Consider the following 9,547-nt stretch of genomic DNA (forward strand, 5'->3'; position numbering starts at 1 on the left):
GAAGTAGGCCGCGACCAGGAGGACGAGAGCGAACACGCCGATGATGATCGTTAACACCGGCTGGTCGGATGCGAAGGTGGTGATTTGATCGATGGAGGGAATCACTTCCGACCGCCCTTCGCCTGCCGGGCGAACTCGGCGTCACAGGCGACGCGCACACTATCGGGCTCCCCGCCGGGCCAGCCGATGGGCGGCCGGGGGCGGCGGGTACCGATCAGGGGAAGGTTGTCCGGGTCCGGACTGGCGGGTGCGGAGGGGCCGGTCGTGCCGCTACGGTTCTTCATTGGTTCGGGGCTCCAAGTTCGAGTTGGGGCTTCGTGCCTTGTAGAAGCCCCGCTGGCTGGCAGGCCGGCGGGGTCTTCTGCGTTTCAGGGGGTGGGCTGGTCGTCTGCTTCGCAGAGGAGCTCGTCGACGAGAAGCTGCACCATGCCAGGGTTCCGCTCCGCCCAGAGAAGGAAGTCCTGGATCATGGCTTCGGCCTGCTCGGGGAAGCCGAACGGGTTGGGCGGGGTGGTGTCCCAGTCGCTGTCCGGGCCGAGCCGGTAGACAACGGTGGCGTCGTCTTTGTTGCCGAGCACTCGCTGGATGGAGCGCAGGTGCCGGGCGAGGCTTTCAGCTTCGGCTTCGCTGTCGGGGCTGGTGGCCACGGCGGGGTGGTGGCTGTGGTTCGGGGTCCAGCGCACTCCGAACTGGATGTTTGCCGTCGGGGCGTCAGCGAGCACTTCTGTGGGTGCGTCGGCTAGGCCGTCGGGGTCGGTGCTCATAGCTTCCTCCGGGTGGTCGACAAGGCGGGGTTGTGGTGGGTGGCCTCGCACCCCTCCGTGCGAGGCCACCGCCCTCCCGGGGCAGGCGTACTGCCTCGGGAGGGGTTGTGCTCCGGCCGCCGCCACCCCTTTGGCAGAGGCGGCCGGGAGATCAGGGGGGCGGGGTGTGCGGGCCGTAGCCGAGCCCCCATGGGCCGGTGGTCGCCGGACACTCCCCGGGGCCGAGGTTGCCCTTCGCGGTGCCCCAGAACCGGCCGTACAGCGTCGTCATCCACTCCAGAGGCAACCCGCACTTCTGGCAGACAAAGGGGCCGAAGTGCGGCTCGGGAGGGGGCGCTGTCACAACGGAGCCGCCCTCGCTGCTCGCTCCTGCTGCTCGGTCAGGAGCTCGCGCAGGTCGTCTGCGGCGCCGGCGTCCACCATGCGGTTGCACCCGGCACGGCCCTGCCCCTCGGTGACTGGGATGCGGCGGGTGGCGTACCAGTGGCCGCGGTCGCTGCGCCAGATCCGCCAGTCGGGGAAATCCGCGGCGAGTCGATCGAGGGTGGCTACCTCGGTGTCGGCGGTCATGACGCTCTGCCGATCCTCCGGACGTGCCCCGGCGTGTGGAGGCATGTCCGGAGGCGGCCAGTGCACCCGCCGGATGTGCGGGGGGTGCACACTGGGAGCGCGACGGCCGACCCTGTGGCGAGGGAGTGGTGTACCCGGCCGCCGCGCCCGCTCTGGGAACTGCAGGTTATCCCTGCCGAGTAGTGCCCGGGCATGCCCGGGCATAGCCGGTTCCGAAAGGGCATGCTAGAGCATGATCCCCTACGGTCCATTCCATGATCGAGTTCGACCCGGACCGGACCGTATGGGCGCAGGTCTACGACCTTCTGCGTGAACGGATCGAGGGGGGCGTCTATAAGGAGCGCCACCCCATCCCGAGCATCGCGCACCTGGAGCAGGAGCTCGGGATTGCCCGGCAGACCGTACGCAAGGTCATCGGCAAGCTCGCCGATGACGGGCTGGTGCGGGTGATCGGCGGCAAGGGTACGTTCGTCCGCCCGCAGGAGGACTGGCAGCAGCCTGAGGAGAAGTAGCGTCACGCCGTCTCCCGGAGTTGCTCTTGGGCCGCGAGCTGCCCGGCGAGGTCTTCGAGTGTGTCGGCGTCGAGGCTGGCGGTGATGCCGGCCTCACGCTGGGCGGGGCTGATGGAGCCAGTGCGGAGCGCCCACCAGCGGCCTACCTCGGACTGCCAGATGATCCAAGCGGGGTAGAGCGCGCGTAACTCGATCTCGGTTACGCGGTCATTCGTGAGGAGCATCATGCGGGTGCCTCACTTCATGTGATCGGGTGCTCTCATGATGCAGCTTCCTCGAAAAACTTTCAAGGGCACAGTTTCAGTGCCACAATTGTCGGAATCGCACCACCGTAAGCCAGCCGTATGATGCGCTCACTCAGCGCACACAGGAGGACACGCGATGACCGGCAGCCCTACCGTGAAACTGCGGCGCCTCAGTGCCGAACTCATCCGGCTCCGCAGGGCAGCAGGGCTGACAGTCGAGGAGGTGACGACCCGACTCGGATGGTCGAAGGGGCGCCTCACCAAGTGGGAGACCAACCAGTGGACCCGGCCTGATCTGGTCCTCATCCGCGCGCTGCTCGACCTGTACGGCGTCACCGACGAACAGGTCCGCGACGCGATCCTCGACCTCGCCCGCCAATCCCGCGAGAAGGGATGGTGGGCCAAGTACAACGACGTCTTCAGGGGATCACTGCCGGGCTTCGAAGCAGAGGCAACCCAGATCCGTACTTACGAGGCATTGTTTATCCCAGGCCTGCTCCAGACCGCCGACTACGCCGCCGCCGTGTTTCGAGCCGGCCAGGTGTTAGACGATGCTTCTGTGAAACGGCGCGTTGAAGTCAGGATTGTCCGGCAGGATGTCCTCAAGCGCGAGAGGCCGCCGGAGCTGTATGCCTTGATCGACGAGGCGGCGCTGCGCAAGATGATCGGTGGCCCCGCAGTGATGGCCGAGCAGCTACGGCACCTGATCGAGGTTGCCGCGGCCCCGCACATAACGATTCAGATTCTTCGAGACTCGATCGGTGCGCACGCTGCGCTACCCGGCCCGTTCACCATCTTGGACTTTGGCACGGAGCTGGATCCCTCGGTGGTGTACTTGGAGACGGCAACGGACTCGCTCCACCTGGAGAAGCCCGAGGAGCTGCAGGCATACACCCGGATCTTTACCCGGGCGGTGGCCTCTTGTGAGTCTCCAGAGGAGTCCGTTAAGTATCTGGCAACACTGGTAGACAGACTGGAGAGAGGCGAGGGCGATGGAACTAACCCCGACTGAGCTCGCCGCGCTCGACTACCGCAAGGCCAGCTTCAGCGGTCCGAACGACAATTGTGTCGAGGTCGCCGAGCTGCCCGGCGGAGGTCGCGCGGTGCGCAACAGCAAGAGGCCGGATGCGGCCACCGTGACCTTCACCACAGCCGAGTGGGACGCCTTCATCAAGGGCGCCAGGGCTGGCGAGTTCGACTAGTTCGACTCGGGAACAGATTCATAACAAATGCCCCCGTCCTTCCGGATGGGGGCATTTGCGTGGAACTAACCCGCCGTCAGTCTACGGGCTGTAACCATGATCAGCACGGGTCGAGAGTGGGAGCGAATTGGGAGTGAGCCACTCCCGGTCAGACCCACTCAGACTCAGTGATCCTTGGCCTATCACACCCCTTGAGCTGCTACTTCTTCCCTATATGCAGGTAATGCCACCGGAAAAACCTGCTTTGGGAGCAGGGGGTCGCAGGTTCAAATCCTGTCACCCCGACCCGTAGTGCCAGGTAAGGGCCGCTTCTGATCATCAGAAGCGGCCTTCCCTGTCCTCTGAGTGTCTAACTGCGTGACTAAGCGTCCGCGTCACCAGGGAAGATGCGATCCATCGCGACCGCGCCACCTTGGAGAACCGGCCGGATCTGCTGGAGGTAGACAGCCTCGGTCACGGCTGTGCTGCTGTGCCCGACGAGCCGGGAGATCTCCTCCAGCGGGATACCACTATCGGAGAGCAGCGAGACGAAGCTGTGCCGCAACTCCCGGGGCGTCCACTCCTTCGGGTCCACGCCTTCCGCCGCCTTGATCGCGTTGCGGAAGTCCCGACGGACATGGGAGGGGTCGAGCGGCGTGCCGACCTTGGAGGCGAATACCAGGCCGTGTTCCTGCCAACGCTTCCCGGCGGTCTCACGCTCTCGCTGCTGCTGGCTCCACTGCCCCTGTAGCGCCTCCACACAGCGCTTGGGCAGCGCGAGAGTCCTCCGGGACTTGCGGGTCTTGGTCTTCCCTCCTGCCCGTACAGAGCGCCACACGGCCATGTATGGCGGCACGGCCGGTGACGCGCCCGGACTGCCCTCCATGTCCACGTGATCCCAAGTGAGCGCGCGAAGCTCTTCGGTCCGTGCTCCGGTGAGCAGTGACAGCACGATGTAGGCGTGCATCCTGGCGTCCTCGGCGGCCTTGAGCACGGCTTCCGCCTGAGCGAGTGTCAGCGCCTTGGACGGGCGGCCCTGCTGCCCCTTGGGGACTGTGCAGAGGTCCACCACGTTTCGCTTGACCTTGTCGCGGGCCATGGCACGCTTGATCGAGCGGTTCAGGCAGGAGTGGAGGATCTGCAAGGTCCGGGTGCTGAGCGTATTCGCCTTGTCGGCAAGCCACTTGTCCACGTCTTCCGCGCTGAGGTCTCGCAGCTTACGGGCGCCCAGAGCAGGGATGATGTGACTTTCGCACTGTTGTCGGTAGAGATCCACAGTGCGCGCGTCGCGTCCACTGAGACCGTAGGTAAGCCAGTCGTTCACGGCGTGCTTCACGGTGTAGTCGGTGGGGGCGATGGCAAGGCCGTCCTCGTAGTCCCTGAGTACTTCCTTGAGCTTGTTCTTGGCCTCGGTCTTGGTCACACCGCTTCCACGCTTGACGATGCGCTTGCCGCTCGGATCATGGCCCAGGCTGGCCGTAGCGATCCACCTCTGCCGCTTCTCGTCCCAGTGCAGGCCACCGTCTCCGCGGCTCCGTCGTTTGGTCATCAGGCGGCTTCCTCTGCTTCTTTCTCCAAAAGCGTGATGTATTCGCGGATCGCGGTAGCGGGGATGAGTCGGGCGCGGCCCTGCTTGACCGAGCGGAGGCGGCCGGTTCGAAGCTGGTCGAAGACGGCGGTCTTGCCCAGATTCAGCACGCGCATGGCGTCCCTCACCCGGTAAAGCTGGGTGTCGTCGAGCCGGACAGTGTCCGGCGCTGCGGTGGTCATGATGGGGTGCTCTCCTCATCGATGCGCAGTGTTTTGGCTGTTCTGCGAGTGCGGATGAACGAGTACGGGAGGGGGAGCCGTACCGGCCGTACCAACCTTGTTTTGGCTGGTCATGACCGGTACGGCTTTTTCGGTGGTACGGCTTAAGCCGTACCGGGGATGAAAGCCTCATCGCTGTGACCTGCGATGTTGATGGTGGTACGGCCGGTACGGCTTCCCCGGGTGAAGGTGAGGATTTCGCCGTTCTCGGTGCTCTCTGGGGCGGGGCAGTAGCGCGCCCAGGCGTCGGCGAAGTCGATGCGGTGATATCCCTTGGCCTGTCCGCTGGGGAAGCGAATCGTGGCGGATCGGATGTCGTATTCGCGCAGGACCACGCCCAGCTTCATCGGGGTCAGACCGGCGGGACCGTAGTCGGCCCAGGGCGCTTCCGTATCGGCTTTGAGCCGTTCCAACAGGGTCGCGGTGGGCAGAGCGGTATCCGTACCGAAGGCGGTCCGGCAGTCGGCCAGCAGCCGAATCCGGGTCGAGGGCTGTCCCTGGTCGTCGGCTTCGGCGGTGAGCGCCAGAACGGCGGCGCGGGCACGGTCGGGCCAGTGGCCCCCGGCATGGTCGGCGACGGCGACCAGGGGTTCCCAGGTGTCGGCGGCGCGGTCTTCCACGGGCATGGCGGGTTCGGCCTGCTCCAGGGTGGCCAGGTCGGCGCGCAGCCATGCGGAGAGGTCTTCGGCTAGCTGGCGCAGCAGGGGCCGGTCTCGGCGGTGCCGGTAGGGCGCCACCGTCTCACCGGGGCCGCGGCGGCGCATCCGGACCACGACGGCGCGGTCTTCGATGGTGTCGGGCATGGCGCCGATTCCGGCGAGTGCGGCCATGGCGAAGGTCGGGATGGACTCCACACGGTTGCTGTTGGCGTCGTAGCGCTTGGCCGGGCGGTTGCGTTGGTGTCCGGCGTTGAGCAGCCCGCGCAGGTCCTCGTTCCCGTCGGCCTTGGGGCCGAAGATGGTGTCGGCTTCGTCCACGAGCATGGTCGGCGGGTCCTCGCTGATCGAGCGGTAGACCGCGGCGCTACTGCTGTTGACGGTGATGAACGGGTCGTGGCAGGTGGCCTCGACCACGTCCAACAGCCGGGACTTGCCGCATCGCTTTTCCGGGGCGCGGACGACCAGGCGGGGGGCGTGTGCCCATGCGGGTTGACCGTGGCTGGCGGCCACCCACAGCGTGACCGCCCACGCGGCTTCCGGGGTGGGCAGGATGACGTAGCGGGTCAGGGCGGCCAGCAGCGCGTCAAGCAGCATCGCGCCGTGGCTCATGGGTTCGGTCTGGCTCATGGGTTCTGCTCCTGTGTCGTTGGGTGTGGTGATCACGCGGCGACCGTCCGGGGCCGCTTGGCACCGGCTTTGAGCCCGGAGGCGATGGTGTGGATGGTCTCGGCGCGGCTCAGCCCGGCATCGACCCCCTGTTGTTCCAGCAGGGTTGTCACCTCGCTCTCGGCGAGCGCGCCACCGGCGACGAGCTGGCCCAGGGCGATGGCGGCCAGGTAGAGCGAGCCGTTGCGCTGGCCGTGCGGGGCGCTGGCGACGCGGTCCAGTTCGCGGGTGATCGCGGCGTGCAGGTAGGCGCCGTGCCGGGTGTCGGGCAGGGCCAGGTGCACCGGTTGCGGCGCCGGTCGGGGCGGGGGTGAAAGATGCTGGAACAACCAGGGGGGTAGCGGGGCCGGGGTCGTGTTGTGAACTACCTCGTAGGTGCCGGTGCCGTCCGGGAGATCCACGTAGCTGCCGGGGCCGAGAACGTAGCCGCCGTTCGCGCGGGTGTCGATCAGCCAGCCGAGTCCACCCCACGCGCCTTCGGTGTTGCGCAGAGCGGACCCGTCCGGGGCGGTGAAGTACAGGTGAGTGCCGCCGCGCCGGGTGCGCACGGTGAAGGTCTCGAAGGGCAAGGGTTCTCCGGCGCGTTCGCAGAGTACGGCCAGTACGTCGGCACCATCGTTGACCCCCGGCAGGTCCCAGGAAGGCGGCGGGCTTTGCCCGTCCTTTCGGGTGTCGAGGTCGATCACGACCAGGTTGGAGGGGCCGCAGGCAATGCCGATGTTGTACGGCTTGCTCGACCAGACGCGGCGGATCAGGTTGGGGTCGGTGGTGGCATTGGTCTCCCATTCGGTGAAGCGCTTGAGCGGCGGCTTGTCGCCGATGGAGACGGGGAAGACGTGCCAGCCGCGGGCGGCGGCGGCCAGCGCGTAGCGGAGCCGGTCGGTTCTGCTCATGCCGCTTCTCCAATCTCGGCCGGGGTGCTCTGGTTGAGGGCGGTGGCGGTGATGGCGATCTCCAGGCAGGTCTTGTGTGTGGGGCGGCCGTCGTCGGTGCGGTAGTGCGCGGTCTTGCCGCACGACCAGCAGGGGTCGGGGCGAGGGCCGGTCCACCTCATGCAGTTGGTGCAGTTGGTGGGGTGGCGGGGCGGGGAGCCGGGGCCGGTGGTGACGCGGATCAGGCAGCACAGCACGCAGCCTTCGCGGTGGTGCAGGACGGGCCGGGCGGGTTTGTGCCAGTTGAGCAGGATGCGGCCCTGGTACAGGCGGTAGCGCTGGCCGTTGTAGGTGACGATGGGTTCGCTGCCGAAGGGGGTCATCGGGTGCCGCCGGAGTGCAGGCGGGTCAGGTAGGTCCAGAGCTGCCAGCCGAGGCGGGGCCGCATGCCGGTGCCGTTGCAGGCGCGGCAGGTGCGGTTCTTGCCGCCGGGACGGCACCGAACGCAGGTCCCCCAGGGGGACGCGGCACACCAGCCGATGTAGCAGAGCGTGACGATGGGCAGGCAGAGCAGTAGCAGGGCGATCAGGAGGGTCACGAGGGCTCCCAGGGCCGTTTTCGTGGGTTTATGCAGGTGGGTGCTACGTGCTAGCGCGCAGCTAGAGCGATGAATGGGGTGCTAGCGGGGGTGCTACCGGTAGCGGGGTCTCCCCCTACCGGTAGCGGATCATCGGCTCTACTCAGCCGGGCGGTTGTGGTTACGCTCCGCGACGGCTTCGGCGATGCGGTCGCGGTCGAGGCCGCGCCGGTTGAGCTGTTTGCCGTCGATGCGGCGGCTGATCTGCACGGTGTCGATGCGGTGCGGCTTGAGCGCGGTGGCCAGCTGGTCGGGCTCCCAGCCCTCATAGACCTCCGGGCGCAGCTCGGCCAGCCGGGTGACCACTACCTCCGACCACACCTTGCCCTCCCCCTCGGGGATGACGGCCAAGATGTCGGTCAGCAGATCGAAGGCCGGGGCCGCGGCCGGGGTCTCGCCGATGGCGTGTCCGGCCAGAGTGCCGGCGGCTTGCCGGGCGGCGCGGGCGCGGGTGACGATCCGCTCCGACGCCGGACCATCCAGGTAGGCGGATCGGGTGATCTGCGGGTCGTCGGCGGCACCGACCAGGTAGCCGATGCCCTTGTCGCGGGGGGAGAAGGTGGTGGCGCGGATGCCGTTGCGGTAGGCCGACGTGCCGAGGACCATGTCGTTTTCGACCTGGCCCATCACCCGTAGGCAGAACCGCACTCCGACGTTCGCGCTGACGCCGGTGGGGAGGCTGTCTTTGTCGGGGCGCTGGGTGGCCAGCAGCAGGATCACGCCCAGGGCGCGGCCTCGCTTGATGATGGCCGTGCACAGCTCCCCGGCTTCCTTGCCGTATTCGGGGTGGGAGAACAGCTCCTGGCACTCGTCGATGGCCACGACGAGGGGGTACAGGCCCAGGGAGCGTTTGGCGGCCAGGGCCGGGGTGACCTTGTTCTCCGGGCAGATGTCGCGCGGCTGACGGGAGATGGTGCGGGCGCGGGTCTCCAGGTCCTTGTAGACCTCCCGCAGCGAGACCAGGCAGGCATAGACGGTGTCGTCGTCGGCGCCGGACCCGTAGTGGTAGGCGACCGGCTCGAACATCGACAGGTCACCCGATCCCTTGAGTTCGAACAGGCGGAGTTCGGCGGTGACGTCGAGGGCGGCGGCCAGCAGCAGCACCCGCAGCGCGAAGGTCTTGCCCGCGCCGGGCATCGCGCCGATCAGCATGTTGGCGAACATCAGGGTGAGCTTGACCGGGCGCATCCGCTGGTCATGGCCGAACGGGATGGCCTTGAACAGGTCGGCGGTGCCGGTGCGTGCCAGCGGCCACGCGGGCGCTTTGGCCGCGGACATGTCCTGATCCCCGACCCACAGCACCAGTCGGCCAGGGTGCTGGCCGGGCGCGTTCTCGGGCCACACGCAGCCCAGCGGGCGGCGCAGTCCGGAGGCCAGGCGGTCGCGGCGCTCCATGATGTCGGTCACCGTGACGCCGAGCGGCAGGTCCACGTCAGCGCGCCAGCCGGGGCCATCGCGGGTGATGGGGGCCGGGAAGTTGATGCCGCGCCCGCCTTTGCCGAACGCCTTGTTCAGCTCGGCGATGCCCAGGGCAGCTAGGGCGTCGATGACCACGGTGGAGGTCAGGCGCTCCACCTGAGTGGCGATGACGGCGCGGTCGATCAGCGGCCGGTCCGCCGGGGCGCCCAGCAC

The 9,547-nt window shown here is 67.6% G+C and carries 15 protein-coding genes; 3 read left to right on the forward strand and 12 right to left on the reverse strand.

Translation table 11 applies throughout. The features are described from left to right. Positions 1 to 101: 101 nt before the first annotated feature. From AB0J58_RS42955 to AB0J58_RS42970, 4 genes are all read right to left on the reverse strand, one after another. The gene (locus AB0J58_RS42955; protein WP_364227218.1) at positions 102 to 284 is read right to left on the reverse strand and encodes a hypothetical protein; all 183 of its coding nucleotides are present in this window, start codon (positions 282 to 284) and stop codon (positions 102 to 104) included. Positions 285 to 368: 84 nt separating this feature from the next. Next, the gene (locus tag AB0J58_RS42960; protein ID WP_357795962.1) at positions 369 to 764 is read right to left on the reverse strand and encodes a hypothetical protein; all 396 of its coding nucleotides are present in this window, start codon (positions 762 to 764) and stop codon (positions 369 to 371) included. Positions 765 to 915: 151 nt separating this feature from the next. Further along, on the reverse strand, positions 916 to 1,107 hold the full coding sequence (locus tag AB0J58_RS42965) for a hypothetical protein (RefSeq protein WP_364227221.1): 192 nt from the start codon (positions 1,105 to 1,107) through the stop codon (positions 916 to 918). Then, positions 1,104 to 1,334, reverse strand: coding sequence for a hypothetical protein (locus AB0J58_RS42970; protein ID WP_357795965.1), 231 nt, complete (start codon positions 1,332 to 1,334; stop codon positions 1,104 to 1,106). Before AB0J58_RS42970 ends, AB0J58_RS42965 begins: the two co-directional genes overlap by 4 nt. A 254-nt stretch (positions 1,335 to 1,588) precedes the next feature. Between AB0J58_RS42970 and AB0J58_RS42975 the strand changes: the two genes are divergently transcribed. Further along, on the forward strand, positions 1,589 to 1,846 hold the full coding sequence (locus AB0J58_RS42975; RefSeq protein WP_357795968.1) for a winged helix-turn-helix domain-containing protein: 258 nt from the start codon (positions 1,589 to 1,591) through the stop codon (positions 1,844 to 1,846). A gap of 2 nt (positions 1,847 to 1,848) precedes the next feature. Here the strand turns inward: AB0J58_RS42975 and AB0J58_RS42980 are convergent, their stop codons facing one another. Beyond that, on the reverse strand, positions 1,849 to 2,073 hold the full coding sequence (locus tag AB0J58_RS42980; protein ID WP_357795971.1) for a hypothetical protein: 225 nt from the start codon (positions 2,071 to 2,073) through the stop codon (positions 1,849 to 1,851). Positions 2,074 to 2,227: 154 nt separating this feature from the next. On the opposite strand from AB0J58_RS42980, the gene AB0J58_RS42985 reads away from it, so the two are divergent. Both AB0J58_RS42985 and AB0J58_RS42990 read left to right on the forward strand, forming a co-directional pair. Then, complete coding sequence (locus AB0J58_RS42985; protein ID WP_357795974.1) at positions 2,228 to 3,103, forward strand: helix-turn-helix transcriptional regulator; 876 nt, start codon at positions 2,228 to 2,230, stop codon at positions 3,101 to 3,103. After that, on the forward strand, positions 3,084 to 3,293 hold the full coding sequence (locus tag AB0J58_RS42990; protein ID WP_357795977.1) for a DUF397 domain-containing protein: 210 nt from the start codon (positions 3,084 to 3,086) through the stop codon (positions 3,291 to 3,293). The genes AB0J58_RS42985 and AB0J58_RS42990 overlap by 20 nt, the downstream gene beginning before the upstream one ends. 361 nt (positions 3,294 to 3,654) lie before the next feature. On the opposite strand, the gene AB0J58_RS42995 is transcribed toward AB0J58_RS42990, so the two are convergent. The 7 genes from AB0J58_RS42995 to AB0J58_RS43025 all read right to left on the reverse strand — a co-directional run. Further along, a complete protein-coding gene (locus AB0J58_RS42995) occupies positions 3,655 to 4,821 on the reverse strand; it encodes a site-specific integrase (RefSeq protein ID WP_364227226.1) in 1,167 nt (388 codons plus the stop codon). After that, positions 4,821 to 5,042 carry a helix-turn-helix domain-containing protein gene (locus AB0J58_RS43000; protein ID WP_364227229.1) on the reverse strand — a complete coding sequence of 74 codons (222 nt, stop codon included), beginning with the start codon at positions 5,040 to 5,042 and terminating at the stop codon, positions 4,821 to 4,823. Before AB0J58_RS43000 ends, AB0J58_RS42995 begins: the two co-directional genes overlap by 1 nt. Before the next feature lie 143 nt (positions 5,043 to 5,185). Continuing rightward, positions 5,186 to 6,367, reverse strand: a complete 1,182-nt coding sequence (locus AB0J58_RS43005) for a DUF3631 domain-containing protein (RefSeq protein ID WP_364227232.1) — start codon at positions 6,365 to 6,367, stop codon at positions 5,186 to 5,188. Positions 6,368 to 6,399: 32 nt separating this feature from the next. Then, entirely contained in the window at positions 6,400 to 7,299 is a 900-nt protein-coding gene (locus tag AB0J58_RS43010) for a bifunctional DNA primase/polymerase (RefSeq protein ID WP_364227235.1), read from the reverse strand. Beyond that, positions 7,296 to 7,661: a hypothetical protein gene (locus AB0J58_RS43015; protein ID WP_364227238.1), complete on the reverse strand. Its 366-nt coding sequence runs from the start codon at positions 7,659 to 7,661 to the stop codon at positions 7,296 to 7,298. Before AB0J58_RS43015 ends, AB0J58_RS43010 begins: the two co-directional genes overlap by 4 nt. Then, a complete protein-coding gene (locus AB0J58_RS43020) occupies positions 7,658 to 7,876 on the reverse strand; it encodes a hypothetical protein (RefSeq protein WP_364227240.1) in 219 nt (72 codons plus the stop codon). Before AB0J58_RS43020 ends, AB0J58_RS43015 begins: the two co-directional genes overlap by 4 nt. 138 nt (positions 7,877 to 8,014) lie before the next feature. Next, positions 8,015 to 9,547, reverse strand: a 1,533-nt coding sequence (locus AB0J58_RS43025; protein ID WP_364227243.1) for an FtsK/SpoIIIE domain-containing protein, incomplete at its 5' end; no start/stop codon positions are given.

The sequence above is a fragment of the Streptosporangium sp. NPDC049644 genome (assembly GCF_040675205.1).
GTDB lineage: Bacteria > Actinomycetota > Actinomycetes > Streptosporangiales > Streptosporangiaceae > Streptosporangium > Streptosporangium fukuiense.